At 55.7% G+C, this 16730-nt stretch carries 15 protein-coding genes; 8 read left to right on the top strand and 7 right to left on the bottom strand.

Annotated elements, in window-relative coordinates:
* Positions 1 to 23: 23 nt before the first annotated feature.
* Positions 24 to 2903, bottom strand: coding sequence for a putative LPS assembly protein LptD (locus DX909_RS18015; RefSeq protein ID WP_128546686.1), 2880 nt, complete (start codon positions 2901 to 2903; stop codon positions 24 to 26).
* 212 nt (positions 2904 to 3115) lie between these two features.
* On the opposite strand from DX909_RS18015, the gene DX909_RS18010 reads away from it, so the two are divergent.
* The 6 genes from DX909_RS18010 (at position 3116) to DX909_RS17985 (ending at position 8218) form a co-directional block, all read left to right on the top strand.
* Positions 3116 to 3958 (top strand): N-acetylmuramoyl-L-alanine amidase family protein, encoded by an 843-nt coding sequence (locus DX909_RS18010; RefSeq protein WP_206513017.1) that lies wholly within the window; start codon positions 3116 to 3118, stop codon positions 3956 to 3958.
* A gap of 145 nt (positions 3959 to 4103) precedes the next feature.
* On the top strand, positions 4104 to 5102 hold the full coding sequence (locus DX909_RS18005; protein ID WP_128546595.1) for an MlaD family protein: 999 nt from the start codon (positions 4104 to 4106) through the stop codon (positions 5100 to 5102).
* Positions 5103 to 5107: 5 nt separating this feature from the next.
* Positions 5108 to 6733, top strand: a complete 1626-nt coding sequence (locus DX909_RS18000; RefSeq protein WP_128546594.1) for an acyl-CoA carboxylase subunit beta — start codon at positions 5108 to 5110, stop codon at positions 6731 to 6733.
* A 102-nt stretch (positions 6734 to 6835) separates the two neighbouring features.
* Complete coding sequence (locus DX909_RS17995; RefSeq protein ID WP_128546593.1) at positions 6836 to 7159, top strand: ArsR/SmtB family transcription factor; 324 nt, start codon at positions 6836 to 6838, stop codon at positions 7157 to 7159.
* A 6-nt stretch (positions 7160 to 7165) separates the two neighbouring features.
* A complete protein-coding gene (locus tag DX909_RS17990; RefSeq protein WP_128546592.1) occupies positions 7166 to 7630 on the top strand; it encodes an SRPBCC family protein in 465 nt (154 codons plus the stop codon).
* Between the two features lie 6 nt (positions 7631 to 7636).
* Positions 7637 to 8218 carry a DUF4256 domain-containing protein gene (locus tag DX909_RS17985; protein WP_128546591.1) on the top strand — a complete coding sequence of 194 codons (582 nt, stop codon included), beginning with the start codon at positions 7637 to 7639 and terminating at the stop codon, positions 8216 to 8218.
* A 56-nt stretch (positions 8219 to 8274) separates the two neighbouring features.
* Here DX909_RS17985 and DX909_RS17980 read toward each other — a convergent pair whose 3' ends face one another.
* Together DX909_RS17980 and DX909_RS17975 are read right to left on the bottom strand one after the other, a co-directional pair.
* Entirely contained in the window at positions 8275 to 9189 is a 915-nt protein-coding gene (locus DX909_RS17980) for a DUF1338 domain-containing protein (protein ID WP_128546590.1), read from the bottom strand.
* 62 nt (positions 9190 to 9251) lie between these two features.
* Positions 9252 to 11567, bottom strand: a complete 2316-nt coding sequence (locus tag DX909_RS17975) for a glycoside hydrolase family 20 protein (RefSeq protein ID WP_128546589.1) — start codon at positions 11565 to 11567, stop codon at positions 9252 to 9254.
* 176 nt (positions 11568 to 11743) lie between these two features.
* Here DX909_RS17975 and DX909_RS17970 point away from each other — a divergent pair, with 176 nt between their 5' ends.
* The gene (locus DX909_RS17970) at positions 11744 to 12394 is read left to right on the top strand and encodes an N-acetylmuramoyl-L-alanine amidase (protein ID WP_128546588.1); all 651 of its coding nucleotides are present in this window, start codon (positions 11744 to 11746) and stop codon (positions 12392 to 12394) included.
* Positions 12395 to 12621: 227 nt separating this feature from the next.
* Entirely contained in the window at positions 12622 to 12993 is a 372-nt protein-coding gene (locus tag DX909_RS17965) for a hypothetical protein (RefSeq protein ID WP_128546587.1), read from the top strand.
* 44 nt (positions 12994 to 13037) lie between these two features.
* On the opposite strand, the gene DX909_RS17960 is transcribed toward DX909_RS17965, so the two are convergent.
* From DX909_RS17960 to DX909_RS17945, 4 genes are all read right to left on the bottom strand, one after another.
* A complete protein-coding gene (locus DX909_RS17960) occupies positions 13038 to 13742 on the bottom strand; it encodes a hypothetical protein (RefSeq protein ID WP_128546586.1) in 705 nt (234 codons plus the stop codon).
* Between the two features lie 128 nt (positions 13743 to 13870).
* Positions 13871 to 14731, bottom strand: coding sequence for a hypothetical protein (locus DX909_RS17955; RefSeq protein WP_128546585.1), 861 nt, complete (start codon positions 14729 to 14731; stop codon positions 13871 to 13873).
* Between the two features lie 389 nt (positions 14732 to 15120).
* Positions 15121 to 15438, bottom strand: coding sequence for a 2Fe-2S iron-sulfur cluster-binding protein (locus DX909_RS17950; protein WP_128546584.1), 318 nt, complete (start codon positions 15436 to 15438; stop codon positions 15121 to 15123).
* Positions 15439 to 15440: 2 nt separating this feature from the next.
* Positions 15441 to 16445, bottom strand: coding sequence for an NAD(P)/FAD-dependent oxidoreductase (locus DX909_RS17945; protein ID WP_128546583.1), 1005 nt, complete (start codon positions 16443 to 16445; stop codon positions 15441 to 15443).
* Positions 16446 to 16730 lie beyond the last annotated feature (285 nt).

Genomic DNA, 16730 nt, shown 5'->3' with positions numbered 1-16730 from the left:
TCATTCAACAACTCAACAATTCCTCAGTAATAACCAATCGAGCTTCCCCTTCTCCGGCTGAGTTTCAGGTCCTGGAGGATGGCGGATTTGACGCGGAGGTCGAAAGAGTAGAAATTGGAGCGGAAGCGGCTGCCGGAAAAGGGCGTCCAGCTGAAACTCATGTCCCAGCAGTGGAGGTCGCGGTGGACGGAAAGCGTCGTCAGCGAAGGGGCTTTGGCCGAGAAGTCGAAGCCGGTCTGAATCGACGCCTTCCATTTGGGCGTCAGGCTCAGGTCGCCCGAGAGCTGCAGGGCCTGAATGATCTGGCTCTCGATCGGCGTATACTTGCTCAGGCTGAACGTATAGCTGACGTTGATGCTCCAAGGAATATTGAAGTCGACGTAGTCTTCCGGGTTGCGGTTGATGTTCCGCAGTTCGGCCTGGTCGGTGGGAGTCGTGGCATTGGGCGTCGCTTTGGGCTTTTTGGCTTCCTTCGGCGCAAACTGAGTGCTGACGTAGAAGTTCAGGTTCTGGAGATAAGCCAGCCCCTGCCCCTGCGTGATGGCCAGCTTGTCGATCTTCTGCAACCGGAAGGCATTGGTAAACGGCCCCAGCTGCGGATAAGGGCTCTGGCCCGGAAGGTAATAGACGTTCGTCGGATTTCTGACCGTGTCGGAATAGGCATAGGGGTCGAACACGGCCGAAAAGTTGAAGCTGATCTTCTTCAGAATCTGCGTATTGGCATTCAGGTTGATCGACGAGAACTTAAACCGTTCGAGGTAGGGGTTGTAACTGCCCGACAGGCTGATGTTATCGAACAGCGAAATCTTCTCGAACTCACTCTTGGCCGAGTCGCTCCGGGACCGGACTTTCATCTCGATCTGGTTGACGATGCTGTAACTGACCGAGGCCGACCGGCCCGTAAAGGTCGATGCCCCGGCCGTTCCGCCCAGCCCGCGGTAGTTGGAAACCCGCCGGGTGTCGCCCCTCGGGTTGATCTGCACCCGCTGGGTGAACGCCGTCGACAGGTCCGGCGTATAGCTGAAGGAAATGGAAGGCGCGATGGTATGCCGGATGGCCTCCACCCGACCCATGCGCAGGAAGAAGGTTCCGTAGGCCCGGGTGTTCATCGACGCGCTGAACGACAGGAAGTAAGTGGCCGAGATGCGGTCCATCGTATCCACTTCCACGGCCTGCCGGTCGGCCTTATAGTTGTACTGGAGGTATTTCGTGTACACGTCGCCCTGGAGGGTGATGGCCGGCGTAAAGTTGATATACCGCGCCAGCTTGAAGTTGGGCAGGGTGATGGGCAATGAATACCGGCTCTGGATCTGGGCGTTGCGCAGGACCTCCGGCAGCGTTTCCAGCGTGAGCGGGATCAGGTTCGGGTTGATGTAAACGTCCTGATTCCGAAGGCGGGCGATGCTGTCGCGCCGGGCCTGGAGGGTATCACCCCGGATGGCCAGGGTCGTGATGACCGGAAAGCCCAGCCCCGTGGTGTCGACCGTCCGGCGGGTGTTGTTGATCGTGGCCTGGGCGTTGAAGTCCAGCCCCAGACGGAAGCTCTCGTACCAGCGTCCCGTGCCGCCTTTCAGGGCGAAGGGTGCGATCTGGGTCACGCCGACGTTGATCCCGGACGAGATGTTCGTCTGCCCGCCCTCGCGCAGGTTGGTGGTCGGATTGAACCGGCCGAAGTTCTGGCTGACGTTCAGGTTGGCCGAGGTCGTGACGTACTGGCCGAACCGGCGGCTGTAGTTGACCCCGGAGTTGGCCGCGTTGGAGATGTACCGGCTCGAACTGAGCGAGGTGTTGAGCTGGTTGTAGCTGTTGCTGGTGACGTTGACGTTGGCCGAAAACTGCGAGTTGCCGCGCGGGCGGGGCGAGTGCGACCAGACGATGCTGAAGTCGTTGCGGGGTTTGGCCGCCGTGTCGACCAGCGAGGTGGTGCGGTTGCGGGCGAACGACAGCGCAAAGTTGCCGCCGAAGCGGTAGCGTTTCAGGTACTCCGACGAAACGCCCAGCCCCCAGCTTCCGTTGGAATAGATCTGCCCCCGAAGGCTGAGGTTGACAAACTGGCTGATGGCAAAATAATAACCGCCGTCGCGCAGGTAAAACCCCCGGCCGTTGGGTTCCTCGCCGTATTGGGGGAAGATAAGGCCGGACGTGCCGATTTCGTTCTTCTTCGGTACGGGGAAAAACCCGAAAGGCAGGGCCAGCGGTGTCGGTATTTCGTTGATGACAAGGTTGAACGGTCCGGAAATGATCTGCCGGTTGTGGACCACCTTGATCTTGCTGGCGTTGATGTGAAAGTGCGGAACGGCCAGATTACAGGTCGTGTAAATGGCGTTGCGGATGTAAAGATTGTCCTCGGCGTCTTTTTTAACGGTTTTTCCCCGGACGTTCCCTTCGCCCTGGGCCGTGATGACACTCTGGATAAACCCTTTTTTGGTCTTAAAATTGTAGCGGATCTCTTTGGTGTCGTAGCGGTCGGCGCCGTCCTGAAAGATGGGCTGCCCCACGGTTTTCTTCGAGGTGGAGTCGTACCGGCCGCGGGCGTACACCTCGTTTGTGGTCCAGTTCAGCTTGATGTAGGCGGCTTTCAGCTGAATATCGCCGTAGGTCACCTGAGCATCACCGAACAGCTCGACGATCTGGCTGGTAGCGTCGAACAGGGTCGAGTCCTTGGCCGAGTAGTTGACGGTCGTCTGCAGGTTGTCGGCCGTGTTGAGCGTATCCCGGCGAACCGTATCCACCACGACTGAATTCCCGGTGACGGTTGCGGTACTGGTCCCGGTCGAACGCGGGGTTATGGCCGGAACCTGACGGCTCCGGGGTGCCGATGAAGTATCGGAGGAAGACCTGTTCGGGAGCGGAATCGACCGGCGTGCCGGGTTCTGCTGGGCACAAAGCACCAGCGGCAGCATCACAATCCAGCAGGTGAATAGGTTCCGTAAAATAAAGTATGTATTTTTCAGTTTTATCAAAAAATTACATTTGTCTGTAATTGACAATGGCCGCTTCGGTCTCGCAGTGACGAACCGCACTCTGGGCCGGGTCTACAAAGTTAGTCGCTAACTTCATTCCCAACACTGCCTTGAAACGGTTGAGCCTGTTAAAAATTATTAAAGCACGCCGGATGAATGCCGGACTGAGCCTGTTTTGCTCTGCCTTCCTGATCCCGGTGCTGTGTCTGGTCGTTCTGCCGGGCATGACGCCCGTTCTGCCTCAGGAAAATCCAAAACCGGGCCAGCAGGAACCGGAGGACCGTCCGGGCCGTCTGCGGACGGTCGTGCTGGACCCCGGCCACGGCGGCAAGGACCCCGGTTGTATGACGCGCCGGAACCGCGAGTCGCGGATCGTGCTCAAGATTGCCCTGGAACTCGGCCGGCGAATCAGGGAGGAAATGCCGAACGTGAAGGTGATTTATACCCGAAGCACCGACGTATTTATCGAACTCAACGAGCGTTCGGCCATCGCCAACCGCAACAAGGCCGACCTGTTCATCTCCATCCACGTGAACGCCAGCCCCTCGTCGAGCCGCGTGTACGGCACCGAAACCTATACGATGGGTCTGCATAAAACGAACGGTAACCTGGAAGTGGCCAAGCGCGAAAACGCGGTTATTCTGAAAGAAAGCAACTACCGGGAAAATTACCGGGGTTTCGACCCGGACTCCCCGCTGGCGCACATCATGCTCGCCAATTACCAGCACGCCTTCATGAACAGCAGCATCGATTTCGCCCAGAAGGTGGAATGGAGCTTTAAGAAAAATGCCGAGCGGCACAGCCACGGCGTCAAGCAGGCCGGTTTTCTGGTGCTCTGGCGGACCACCATGCCGAGCGTTCTGGTTGAAACCGGGTTCATCACCAATCCGGAAGAGGAGCGGTTTCTGGCTTCCGAAGAAGGGCAGGACCAGATCGCCAACTCCATTTTCCGCGCTTTCAAGGCATATAAAGAAGAAGTCGATTCGGTAGAGTAACTCACTTGTTGCTAACTTAGCAGCCAAATCAATTGTTGAATGATTGAATGTTGAATGATTGAGTGGGCTCCGCCATTTTCAGCACTGCGAAGCTTTATTCAATCATTCAACAACTCAATCATTCGATTATTTTTCCCTTCCACGCATGAAACTTTCAAAAGAGGCAAAGGTCGGCATTCTGGCGGTGGTTACCCTGGCGATGTTGTATTTCGGATTCAACTACCTCAAGGGTTCCGACATATTCTCCCGATCGAATAAATACATTGTAGTTTACGATAACGTGGATGGGCTGACGCCCTCGAACCCCGTGCAGCTCAACGGCCTGAACGTGGGGCGGGTCGATGCGATCGATATTCTCCAGAATCAGGGAAACCGCCTGATGGTGACGCTCGACATCGATAAAAAAATCGTGGTCGGACGCGGCTCGAAGGCGATTCTGGCCGATGCCGGGGTGCTGGGCGGAAAAGTCATCATTCTCCAGGTCAATCAGACCGGCCAGCCGCTCGGCAAAGGCGATACGCTCGTCAGCGCTAAGGAAGCAGGCATTACGGCGCTGATCCGTGAGAAAACCCTGCCGGTTCTGAACAACGTCGACTCGCTGACCTACAACCTCAACCGCATCGTCAAGCAGTTCGACCGGACGGGCGTCGTGCTGACCCGCACCCTCGAAGGGGTGGAAGCCACCACCGGCACGCTGCAGCTGACCGTCAGCGAAAACCGCGAAAACATCCGGCGGCTGATGGCTAACCTGGGCGCGCTCTCCCAGTCGCTGACCGAAACCGAGAAGGAAATCAAGCCGCTGCTGGCTAAAGCCAATACCTTTGCCGACTCGCTCAACGCCCTGCAACTGAGCCAGACCCTCGCCGGCGCCAACCGCTCCATCGTCACCCTCCAGCAGATGCTGGCCGACATCAACAGCGGCAAGGGTACGCTGGGCAAGCTGAAGGGGGATGAGGCTCTCTACCGGAACGTCAACAGCGCCACCGCCAGCCTCGATAAACTCCTGACCGACTTCCGCGAACATCCGAAGCGCTACGTTCACTTCTCGCTGTTCGGACGAAAGGAGAAAAAGGACGAAAAACCGGCCGCCACCACGACTCAGGACGGCACCACGGCGGCCATTGCCGCAGACACAACGAAGTGAACCCCATGCAACCACTCCTGGAGGAACTGCACCGGCGGGCCGAACGAACCCGGCTCGGCGGTGGGCTGAAAAAGCTCGAAGATCAGCACCGGAAAGGCAAGCTCACGGCCCGCGAACGCATCGACTACCTGATCGATCCGGGCTCGTCGTTCATTGAGATCGGTCTGTTCGCCGGAGAGGGATTGTATGAGGAACACGGCGGCTGCCCCGCGGGGGGCGTCGTGGTCGGCATCGGCACGATCTCCGGCCGCCAGTGCGTAATCGTGGCCAACGACGCCACCGTAAAGGCCGGCGCCTGGTTTCCGATCACCGCCAAAAAGAACCTCCGGGCGCAGGAGATCGCTATCGAAAACCGTCTGCCGATCGTCTACCTTGTCGACAGCGCCGGCGTCTATCTGCCGCTTCAGGCCGAAGTCTTTGCCGATAAGGATCATTTCGGGCGCATTTTCCGGAACAACGCGCAGATGTCGGCCGCGGGCATCATTCAGGTGGCGGCCATCATGGGCAGCTGCGTGGCCGGCGGTGCCTACCTGCCCATCATGTCGGATGAGGCCCTGATCGTGGAAGGAACCGGCTCCATCTTCCTGGCCGGGCCGTATCTGGTCAGAGCCTCCATCGGGGAGGACGTCGACGCCGAAACGCTCGGCGGAGCTTCGACTCACAGCGAAATTTCGGGCGTTACCGACAACAAATACCCCGACGACAAAAGCTGCCTCGACGCCATCCGCCGGATTTTCGATAAAACCGGGCATTTCGATAAGGCCGGTTTCGACCGGGCGGAACCCGCGCTGCCGGCCAAAGACCCGCAGGAGATTTACTCCATCCTGCCCCTCGACCGGGTGAAACCGTACGACATGCGGGAAATCATCCACCGGCTCGTCGACCGGTCGGAGTTCGAGGAATATAAGGAACTGTACGGTCAGTCGATTCTCTGCGGGTATGCCCGCATCGACGGCTGGGCGGTCGGCATCGTCGCCAACCAGCGCAAGGTCGTGAAGGCCAAAGGACGGACCGGCCCAGCCGGGACGGCCCAGCCCGGCGAGATGCAGATGGGCGGGGTGATCTACTCCGATTCGGCCGACAAGGCCGCCCGGTTCATCATGAACTGCAACCAGAAGAAAATCCCGCTGCTGTTCCTGCAGGACGTGACAGGTTTCATGGTCGGCAGCCGATCGGAGCAGGGCGGCATCATCAAGGACGGTGCCAAGATGGTGAACGCCATGGCCAATTCCGTCGTCCCGAAGTTTACGGTGATTGTCGGCAATTCCTACGGTGCGGGCAACTACGCCATGTGCGGCAAGGCCTATGACCCCCGTCTGATCGTAGCCTGGCCGACGGCCCAGATGGCCGTAATGAGCGGGGCTTCGGCGGCCCGGACACTACTCCAGATTCAGGTGGCTTCCCTGAAAGCAAAAGGCGAAACCATTACCTCCGAGCAGGAACAGCAGCTCCTGCAAACCATCACCAGTCAGTACAACGAACAGCTTTCTCCCTACTATGCGGCTGCCCGGCTCTGGGTCGATGCGGTCATCGACCCGCTCGAAACCCGCAGCTGGATTTCGGCCGGCCTTGCAGCCGCCGACCACGCACCGATCACCCGGCCTTTCAACGTCGGTGTGATTCAGACGTAATTCTTTCCCCGGCGGTCGTTCGTTCAAAATGCCTGAAATAAAACTGTCAGGATTTGCGTAGTTACATAGCTACGCGTATATTTGTAGTCAAATAGCTACGCGATGCAGTTAAGACGAGACGTATTCCAGGCCATCGCCGACCCGACACGCCGGGCGATCCTGGTGCTGGTGGCCTCCCAATCCATGACCGCGGGCGCCATTGCCGCCAACTTCGACACCGCCCGCCCGACCGTTTCCAGACATCTGCAAATCCTTACCGAGTGTGAACTGCTTCAGCAGGAGCAAAACGGCCGGGAAATCTACTACCGTTTGAATCCTCGGAAAATCAAAGAGTTAGCCGACTTCATCGAGCCGTTCCGCCAGTTGTGGGATGACCGGTTCAACACGCTGGAAGCGGTGATGAAGCAGTATAAGCCGAAAGAATAGAACGAGATGCAACAGAAAACCCAGGTGCATGCCGAGGCAGGAAAACAGGATTTAGTGGTGATCCGGGAATTCGACCTGCCGCTGGAACTGCTCTTTAAAGCCTATATCGAACCCGACATCGTGGAGCAATGGATGGGAACAAAGGTGCTGAAACTTGAGAACAGAAAGCACGGCAGTTATCAGTTTGAAACCACCGATCCGCGGGGAAATACACACCGTTTCAATGGGGTCATTCATGAGTTCGGGGAGAACCGGAAGATCACCCGGACGTTTGAAATGGAGAACACGCCGTTTCCCGTTCAGCTGGAGTTTCTGGAGTTTGAACCACTCTCCAACCATACCAGCAAACTGAAGATGCATATCGTCTATAAATCGGTGGAAGACCGGGATCAGATGCTGCGGATGCCCTTTTCCCAGGGCATCAATATGGCTCATAACCGACTACAGGAAATCGTAAACAACTTAAAATAACCAACAATGTCAGCAGAAATTAACATCAGCCCGAAGACCGGCTTGTTCGCCGAACCGCAGGAAGAACTTTTCAAAACGCTGAAGGCCCGTTTTGAGCAAAACATGAGCCGCCATCCCGGTCTGGAATGGAATTCGGTTCAGGCGAAACTGGAAGCGAACTCCGAAAAGCTGTGGTCGCTCCTCGAAATGGAACGAACCGGCGGGGAGCCGGATGTGGTCGGACAGGACCCGGCAACGGGCGAATATGTTTTTTATGATTGTTCCGCCGAAAGCCCCAAAGGCCGCCGAAGCGTCTGTTACGACCAGGAAGCGCTGAACGCCAGGAAAGAAAACAAACCGGCCCACAGCGCCGTTGCCATGGCCGCCGATATGGGCATCGCGCTCCTGACCGAAGACCAATACCGGGAGTTGCAGAAGCTCGGAAAATTCGACCTGAAAACGTCGAGCTGGATCGAAACCCCTGCCGACATCCGAAAAGCCGGCGGAGCCCTCTTCTGCGACTACCGCTACGGCCATGTTTTTGTGTATCACAACGGGGCCGATTCCTACTATGCCGCCCGTGGGTTCCGGGGCTCGCTGCGGGTCTGAAGCTTTTTACCCCCGACCGCACCGACGGCCCCTTGAGAGGTTGTTTGGGAGTAAAATCATGATTTCCCCGTCTGTGACGTAAAGGTGCTTTCGAAAATTTTGTCGGCATTGCCGGCCTCGAAACCGTCGCGCCGGTGTTCGCGCCGGATCTGGTCGGCGGGGAGATGCCGGTATTCGGGCAGGACGCGCCGTTCGGCAAACTCGACGTAGGAGCCGGCAATGCGGTGTTTTTTGCCCTCCGCAAACTCGGCCTCCAGCATCTGGGCCACCGTCGACGCCTGCAACAGTCCCTCGTCCGGGCTGGTCTTGATCGTGCCGCCCGCATTGTTCAGCCGGAAGCCCCGGCGTTCCAGAAACGCCACGAAATCCTGAATGGTGTTGTACCCCGGTTTCAGGTTATGGACGCTGATCGTGAAGTGGTTGAGGTAATACCGGTTGTAGATGACCCAGGCCGCGTACTCGCTTTCCTTCAGCAGCGCCAGGTAGTCGTCGAGCGTGGGCGTATCCCAGAGCGGCTGGTGCAGAAACCGGTCGACGGCTTCGGCATCGTCGAGGTCCAGGCTGTCGACCGGGTCGAAAATGACGGTATCCGAATACCGGTAAATCCGGTGCTGGGCCTCGTCCGACAATTCGCGCACCCGCAGTTCGCTGACGAAAATGCGCGGATATTTCGGTTCCGGCGGGCTGTACCAGTACGCGTTCAGCTTCTTCTCCTTAAAGTCGTACGGCTCGCGTTTCTCGTAGCCGTAGTGCAGAAAAATCTTTTCAAACGACTGGATGCCGAGGCTCGGTACGCCCAGGGTCCGGAAGGCAATGTGGTCGTTCTCGATCTCGTCCGCCGAGGCAATGACGCCTTCGTCGATCAGGGCGTCGATGATTCCCGATACGTCGGGCACTCGTTCCCGGTACCGGCTCATGAGGCCGTCCATGACGCCGTCCAGGGTTTTCAGTCGTTCGGATGAAGCAGGCATAGGTTCAACGGTTTCATTTCGTAAAAGTAACCGTTTTCCCCGACCGACGGTTTTTCCGCCGGCTACTCCACGACGATCTCGTCCATCGATACCGCCGTGGGCAGGCCGGCGCGGGGGTGGCCGGCCGGAGCGGGACCGGCGTTTTTGGCCCGCAGCCGCACATACCGCGCCCGGGCGGTTTTGAAGTCCGCCACGACCGGCATCATGCCCCAGGAACCTTCGAGGGCATAGGTCACCGGCTGGCTGATCGCGTCCTTGAAGCTGCTGCCGTCCTGCGAGAGGGAGATTTCCACGGACGAGGGCGGAAAATCGTTATAGGAAATGCGTCGCAGGAAGTGAGTCGAGACCTTCGTCACGGGCCGCACCTCGCCGAGGTCGATGGTCACCTCCAGATCCTGGCCGCTGATGCTCACCCATTCCGATTTGTTGCGGGGGCTTTGGGCCACCTGCCCGTCGGTCAGTTTTTTGCGTTCGGAGTCGGAGGTTTCCGGGGCGACGGCGCCATAGGTGTAGCTCTTTCCCTTGGCCCGGTGAATGTAGAACGTCTCCTCGAATCGGGCCCCGGCCGTCGTGACGGCTTTGATGGTGGTGGTTTTTTTCAGGGCGATGGGCGTAATGTATTCCGTCGAGGAGGTGGAAGGCTCCCGGCCGTTGGTCGTGAAGTAGATCTTACTGTCGGAGTCGAGTTTATCCAGCCGCACCTGCAACTGGTCCTCGGCGGTGAACTGGGTGGTGGCCCGTACGTCGAAAAGCCGTTTGGAGTAGTTGACCTTCAGGTAGTCCAGCCGCTTGAGGTGTTCCTTCAGACGGACGGCAAAATCCTCGAAGTTACGCGGTCCCTGCGGAATCCAGCCGATTTCGGCCAAAGCCGTCGCCCGGGGCCACACCATGTATTCGACCTGCCGGGTGGTCGGCATATATTCGGTCCAGACGTTGCCCTGGACGCCGAGGATGTATTTGCGCTGCTCGGGCGTCAGTTCGTCGGGCGTCGGTTCGTAGCTGTAGACTTTTTCGAGGGGCACATACCCCCCGCCGGCCAGCGGCTCCTGCGCCGGATTGGCCTGATATTGATCGAGGTAACAATATGCGCCCGGCGTCATGACCACGTTGTGCTTCTGGCGGGCCGCTTCGATACCGCCTTCCGTTCCGCGCCAGCTCATGACGGTGGCGTTCGGAGCCAGCCCGCCTTCCAGAATCTCATCCCAGCCGATGATGGCCCTTCCTTTCGAGTTGGCGAACTTTTCCATCCGCCGGATGAAATAACTCTGAAGCTCGTGTTCGTCTTTTAGGTTCAGCTTTTTGATCAGGTCCTGGCAGAATTTGCTCTGCTTCCAGGCATCTTTCGGGCACTCGTCTCCGCCGATGTGTACGTATTTGGAGGGAAACAGGGCGAACACCTCCGTCAGTACGTCTTCCAGAAACTTAAACGTTGGTTCGGACGGGCAGTAGACGTCGCTAAAGATGCCCCAGCGGGTCGCCACTTCGTATTTCTTCGACGCATCGCACGACAGTTCGGGGTAGGAGGCCAGGGCCGCCAGCGCGTGGCCGGGCATCTCGATTTCGGGAATGATGGTGATATGTCGGGCGGCCGCATAGCGCACCACATCCTTAATCTGTTCCTGCGTATAAAAGCCGCCGTATTCCTTCCCGTCGTAGCGGAAGGGATAATTCTCGGCGTTGTGACCCACTACGGTTTCTTTCCGCTTCGAGCCGATCTGCGTCAGTTTCAGGTATTTTTTGATTTCGATGCGCCAGCCCTGGTCGTCGGTCAGGTGCCAGTGGAAGGTGTTGAACTTATGCAGCGCCATCAGGTCGATGAACCGCTTGACGAACGCAACCGGCTGAAAATGCCGTCCGGCGTCGAGCATCAGGCCCCGGTAGCCGTAGCGTGGCCGGTCGAGAATCTGGCAGGCGGGCATCGTCCAGGTCACATTGTCGGCCTTCGAGGGGCTGAACACCTGCACCGGGAGCAGTTGCAGCAGCGTCTGGACGGCGTAGAAGTAGCCTTTCGGCGTTTCGGCTTCCACTACGACCCGCTCCGGCGATACGTTCAGAACGTAGCCTTCCGGTCCGCACTGACCGCCTTTATGTGCCTGAAAGACAATATGCTTTCCTTTCGACGTCGCGGGCGAAACCGGAGCCACCGCCACCGGAAGGCCGCTTGCCGGCTTCAGCCGGTTGATCAGCTCCAGCGCAGCCGCCCGCTGCCCGGCGTCTTTCGGGGAGATCACCACCCGGGTGGCCGCCGTGACGGTAAATTTGCCGTCCTTCCCCGTAAACCGGGCCGGAAAGGGGAGCAGGTGGTAGCTGTTGTCGGTTTGAGCAAAGAGCGGGAAGGCAATTCCAAACAGAAGCAGAAAGGCAATAAGCTGTTTCATCGAAGCCGGGTAACGGGACAAGAAGCGTATGTGAAAAACAAAGGTAGCCAGGAGGGTGAAAAATACGGAAATATAAACGGGAAAAATCCCCTTGAGGACCAACGGGAAGAAGCAAATCTTTGTCGGAGACATCCGGTTTTGTCCGTTAATCTTCACCTTCTGTCCGGAATTATAGTATGGAAAAGCGAAATCGGCGGTTCCGACCGCAAGCCGACGGCCTGAACCCCGCACCTCTGCTCAACGACCGATTGGAAGCGCTTTCGCCGGGGGCACGCCGTCGCCAGGGAATTCCTCAGCCGATGTGGACGGTGCTTCCGGCTCTGTATCTGCGGACCCGCAGCCGCCCGATCCTGGGGATCGTGCTGCACGATACGGCCGGCAGCGGTACTCATGACGATACGCTGCATCTGGCCCGGCCGGACGACGGGCGGGCGGTCAGCGCCGATTTTACGGTGGAGCGGGACGGTCGCATCTGGAATCTGAACCCCGATCTGACGGGATACTGCTCGCTCCATGCCGGACAAAATACCGCTTTCCGGGGCCTGCGCAATTTTGCCGTCGACCAGGCCACGGTCGGGATCGAAATTGTGCAGCATGTCGACCTGGCGCTCACGCCCACCTATCCGACGGCCCAGGTCCGGAAGGTGGCCTGGCTGTGTGCCTGGCTGGCAACAACTCTCGGCCTTCAGCCTTCCGATATCATCACCCACCGGCAGGTCACCGCCGACGGCTCCCGGACCGACCCCCGGTATTTCCCTTTCGAGGGGCCGTGCGGCTTCTGGGCCTATTTCTGGCAGACGCTCGGAAAGCAGCATCCGGGAATATAATTTCATTGGAAAGGCCCCGGCCGGCCAGGTGCCTTCGCTCCGGTTCGGCGAAAAGATTTTGCAGGATAAAATCAGGTCATGGTGTTCGGTTTCGGACGGTTCTGTTCGATTTCGAACACTTTCTATTTTAAAGATAATTCGTAAGCAATTAATAATGAGCGTAATATCGGCTGGCACGTAGATTGTAATCAATAGAAGCAGGTAAACAACAACTACTTCTGATCATCATGTTCCAGTTACTGAATGCGCTGTTATGTGCAGCGCTGTTAAGCCCCGCGGCCGATACGCCCGCCCTGAAATCCGGCTCGGTTGAAACCCATGCCTACGTTACCGCCCAGAACCGCGTCTGGGTAACGGTTAAAAAAACGGAAGAAAGCCGCGTCTGGGTGCTCCTTCGGAACGAACGGAAGCAGGTCATTTTCCGGCGCCTGCTGCCGAAGAAGGAAAAAGCCTACCTCGGTAAATTCGACCTCGACCAACTGCCCGACGGAGCCTACGACCTGGAGGTCCGGTCGCCGGAAGGCAGTTTTCATCAGCAGATTAAAATCGAAACGACCCCCGCCGAGCGACAGCCGATGGTGGTGCAGATTCTGGATTGACAAATAAGCAGAACGGAACGATAAGGCTCCCAATCAAGGGAGCCTTATCGTTTATAGGAGATGGAGCCGTCTTCGTGCAGGATGACCGTTTTTCCTTCATTGATGGCGAAAGCGGCTTCTTCCAGAATCTGGTCTTCCGTCATGGTTTTCCTCTTTTCTTTAGAAAGTTTATAATACTTTTTATCGAAGACGTCGTAAAATTCAAAATCTTCCTGAAGGGCCAGCGTCAGGGTGCTTCTTACTAATTTTACAAGGTTTTCCTTACTCCTGCGCGTGTATTTCCGATCGTTGATCCAGTTGAGATCCGGGTCTTCGATTAACACCAGCCGCCCATCGATAAAGGAGTAAAAGGGAGGGAAGCAGTTAGCACAGAAACTATCGAAAAAAACAGGTTTTAGTTTCAGCAAATAGCTTCCAGGAATCAGGGTAAACTTTGCAATCGTATCTTTTTTACTTTCCTCCCACGTCCGGCCAATATAAGTTGTGGAGGAATTAAATTCGATATCTTGGACTACGATATACCCAAAGCCTTTTTTAAAAACAGAATAGCTGGAATCCAGTTCCCTGATGTACTTCTGGATTTCCTGCTTCAGGATAGTGTTCTTGATGCCTATGTATTTAATATCAGCTATGCCATCCGAAGAATCGGAGTTGCATTCGGAATTGCCAAGGAATTGATATCGTTCGACCGGTACGCTTTGCATGGCAAGTAGACCGGAAAGAATGATTAAATAAGTTAGTAGTCTCATTATAGTAAGTGGTTAATAGGTGTGAGCCTTTGCTATTTTTCTGGCGGTATTAATCATTCAAGTGGTTTGAATGATTAATACCGCCAGGTACTTCAGGTGTAGCAGTTTTCCCGAGAGCTCAGTTGGTTTTATTTCATCGATGAGCAAGTTGTTTTGTTGAAAAACTCAGGATTTGAGCTATTGAATTGGGCTACTACATCATCACAGCCGATCACCCAATGCTGCATATTTGGATACAGAGTTGCAAATCTGAGGTCTTCATCTCCTACCTCATGGGAGACTCCATCGGTACCATCCTTGAGACAGGGTGTATGCGTATGCACCGTTGCCTTAAGGGGAATCGCATAATATTCGATTGACCTCAAACTTATCTTTAGATGCTGACAAGGTGGCGTCTTCTTATTTTTAGCTGGGTAATAAAAGTATACCTGTTTTGTTCCATTGTGCTCAATTAACCCCTCCACCTTACCTCTGGAAACACCTACTCTCGAAAGGGTACTATATGTGCCATCAGTTATAATTGCGCCGAAATATTCACTTGGTATCTTACTCGTACTCCTTCGCCAAATATCTTCTTTAAATTGACATGGGTCCTGAAAAAAAGCTAAAGGTTCTTCTCCTGGACCGCTTAAAACGTTGAAATAAGCTTCCATACCAACGGCAGAACCTCCAGTAGTTATTCTCCGCCTGTAATACCCTTCCGGGAAAAAAGTATTATTAAAGTATCCGCCGGAGTAAAAAAGAACCTGAGGACTTACCGTATAATTAAATCCGCTTCCCGAATAAATTACCTGGAGTTCGGATAATATGAACGGGTTATTGGCTGTCCCGTCACCACCCTCTACGTACATGCTGAAATCTCTGCTTTCCCATGCTTCTCTGGCTCGACCTGGTTTACTGATCGGCTCAGGATCATTTTTATTGTATGAACAACCAAATAAAATAAGACAAAAAAATACCGGCAACACTTTTGTGCTTAGATTCTCCATAACCGTTTGAAAAAAAAGTGAAACATGAACTAATTTTTCTTCAGTTTCGGCCGCAAAACTGTTGGTATTTATTTTCTGTTTCCTAGCAGGCGACTATTTAATCGAGGTTTAGGAGAAACTTTTAATCTATTAGATTAAGTGCAATGAAAAAGAAAACGATTAAATTTAGTTGTACAAAAAATTAACTCCAAGTAAAAAACTCGAAAATTATTTTAGAGTACGAATTTTGAATAATAAGTAAACGATCTGCTTTAAAGTGTAATCACAAGTTTATGACTACCTCATTTTGGTATCATTTATTGAAAGAAAATCGTGCGGGTTACCACCATCATTTCCAGCTGACCAATGATCGGTGCAATCCGCATGAGTAGTGCGTTTCTATGGTTGATTTACTCCGCTCCGCGCAGCCGGAAAACCGCCCCCTGGAGGGTTTCGTCGACCCGGAGCTGACAGGCCAGGCGGCTGTCCGATCCGGCGTCGGGGAGGGTGTCGAGCATGGCGCCTTCCGCGTCGTTGAGGTCGGGCAGCGCGTCTCCGCCTTCCAGCACCTGCACATGGCAGGTGGCGCAGAGGGCCATGCCCCCGCACGTAGCCAGGATGTTATAGTCGGAGCCTTTCAGAACCTCCATCAGGCTGAGGCTGATGCCTTCCGGGATTTCGAGGGTCTGTCGCTCGCCGTTGAAGTCTTCTACAGTGAACTGAATCATGGCTAAAAGGTGGGGATTCCGTTGACGGTGGTGTATTTGAAACTTAACTTCTGGTTGGGGTACACGTATTTGAAGGCGCTCTGGCACATCAGGGCGGCTTCGTGGAAACCGCATAGGATCAGCTTCAGCTTGCCCGGATAGGTGTTGATATCGCCGATGGCGTAGATACGTTCGACGTTGGTCGAATAGTCGGTCGTGTCGACGACGATGGCCGATCGGTCGATCTGGAGGCCCCATTCGGCAATCGGGCCGAGTTTGGGCGTCAGGCCGAAGAGCGGAATAAGGTGGTCGGTCGGCAGGCGGGTGACGGTTTTGTCCTTGCCGACGAGCGTCACCTCCTGCAGGTGGCCGTTGCCGTGGATGGACGTGATGTTCGATTGGAGAATGAGGTTGATGCGTCCCTCCCGCGCCAGATCGTACACCTTTTCGGCCGAATCGGGAGCGCCCCGGAAACTATCGCCCCGGTGCACCAGCGTTACCTCCCGGGCGACGTCGGCCAGAAAAACCGTCCAGTCGAGCGCGGAATCACCCCCGCCGGCCAGCACGACGCGCCGGTCGCGGAGCAGTTCGGGGTTCTTCACCATGTAGGCAACGCCCTTTCCTTCATACTCCTCCAGCCCCTGAATCTCCGGCTTGCGGGGTTCGAAGCAGCCCAGCCCGCCGGCGATCACCACCACCTTGCAATGCACCGCCGTGCCTTCGTTGGTCGTCACGATGAATGAACCGTCTTCGCGTTTTTCCAGCGACTCGACGCGCTCGCCCAGCGTGAAGGAAGGGTGAAAGGGAGCAATCTGCTCCATGAGATTATCGACCAGTTCCTGCGCTTTCACTTCCGGAAAGCCGGGAATGTCGTATATGGGTTTGTGCGGATATATTTCGGAAAGCTGGCCGCCGACCTGGGGCAGGGCGTCGATCAGATGGCAACGCATTTTCAATAAGCCGGCTTCAAAGACGGCGAACAGGCCGACGGGGCCCGCGCCGATGATGCAGATGTCTGTGGTGGTCATATTCCTGATTATCTAAACTATTATTTCGATAGACATACCGTCGTATCGGGTGTGCTGCAAAGGTAGAAGCAAGTGGCTCAGAATTAGTCGATAAAGGGTATGATAAATGAGAATATGGAATAATCGGAAGGAATAGAGAAGCGGAAAAGCACGTTTATCTGACCCACTGAAACCGGCCTTTCGGCGGCTACGAATGTACCCTTGAGCAAATGGTCATATAGTGTCGCATTTTGCTTCTTTTTAGTCGTGAAATACTACACCCGGCCCCGCTTAAATGCTGCAACT

The organism is Larkinella soli, from assembly GCF_003703975.1.
Taxonomy (GTDB): domain Bacteria; phylum Bacteroidota; class Bacteroidia; order Cytophagales; family Spirosomataceae; genus Larkinella; species Larkinella soli.
The sequence above is the reverse complement of the archived record's forward strand: the minus strand, read 5'-3'. Positions and strand labels throughout refer to the sequence as shown.

What these genes read in the sequence shown, in the direction of transcription:
- DX909_RS17975 (WP_128546589.1), bottom strand. Translation starts at nt 11,567, where the DNA reads ATGAAACAGCTTATTGCCTTTCTGCTTCTGTTTGGAATTGCCTTCCCG.
- DX909_RS17950 (WP_128546584.1), bottom strand. Translation starts at nt 15,438, where the DNA reads ATGATTCAGTTCACTGTAGAAGACTTCAACGGCGAGCGACAGACCCTC.
- DX909_RS17980 (WP_128546590.1), bottom strand. Translation starts at nt 9,189, where the DNA reads ATGCCTGCTTCATCCGAACGACTGAAAACCCTGGACGGCGTCATGGAC.
- DX909_RS18015 (WP_128546686.1), bottom strand. Translation starts at nt 2,903, where the DNA reads ATGCTGCCGCTGGTGCTTTGTGCCCAGCAGAACCCGGCACGCCGGTCG.
- DX909_RS17990 (WP_128546592.1), top strand. Translation starts at nt 7,166, where the DNA reads ATGCAACAGAAAACCCAGGTGCATGCCGAGGCAGGAAAACAGGATTTA.
- DX909_RS17985 (WP_128546591.1), top strand. Translation starts at nt 7,637, where the DNA reads ATGTCAGCAGAAATTAACATCAGCCCGAAGACCGGCTTGTTCGCCGAA.
- DX909_RS18000 (WP_128546594.1), top strand. Translation starts at nt 5,108, where the DNA reads ATGCAACCACTCCTGGAGGAACTGCACCGGCGGGCCGAACGAACCCGG.
- DX909_RS17945 (WP_128546583.1), bottom strand. Translation starts at nt 16,445, where the DNA reads ATGACCACCACAGACATCTGCATCATCGGCGCGGGCCCCGTCGGCCTG.
- DX909_RS17995 (WP_128546593.1), top strand. Translation starts at nt 6,836, where the DNA reads ATGCAGTTAAGACGAGACGTATTCCAGGCCATCGCCGACCCGACACGC.
- DX909_RS17955 (WP_128546585.1), bottom strand. Translation starts at nt 14,731, where the DNA reads ATGGAGAATCTAAGCACAAAAGTGTTGCCGGTATTTTTTTGTCTTATT.
- DX909_RS18005 (WP_128546595.1), top strand. Translation starts at nt 4,104, where the DNA reads ATGAAACTTTCAAAAGAGGCAAAGGTCGGCATTCTGGCGGTGGTTACC.
- DX909_RS17965 (WP_128546587.1), top strand. Translation starts at nt 12,622, where the DNA reads ATGTTCCAGTTACTGAATGCGCTGTTATGTGCAGCGCTGTTAAGCCCC.
- DX909_RS18010 (WP_206513017.1), top strand. Translation starts at nt 3,116, where the DNA reads ATGAATGCCGGACTGAGCCTGTTTTGCTCTGCCTTCCTGATCCCGGTG.
- DX909_RS17960 (WP_128546586.1), bottom strand. Translation starts at nt 13,742, where the DNA reads ATGAGACTACTAACTTATTTAATCATTCTTTCCGGTCTACTTGCCATG.
- DX909_RS17970 (WP_128546588.1), top strand. Translation starts at nt 11,744, where the DNA reads ATGGAAAAGCGAAATCGGCGGTTCCGACCGCAAGCCGACGGCCTGAAC.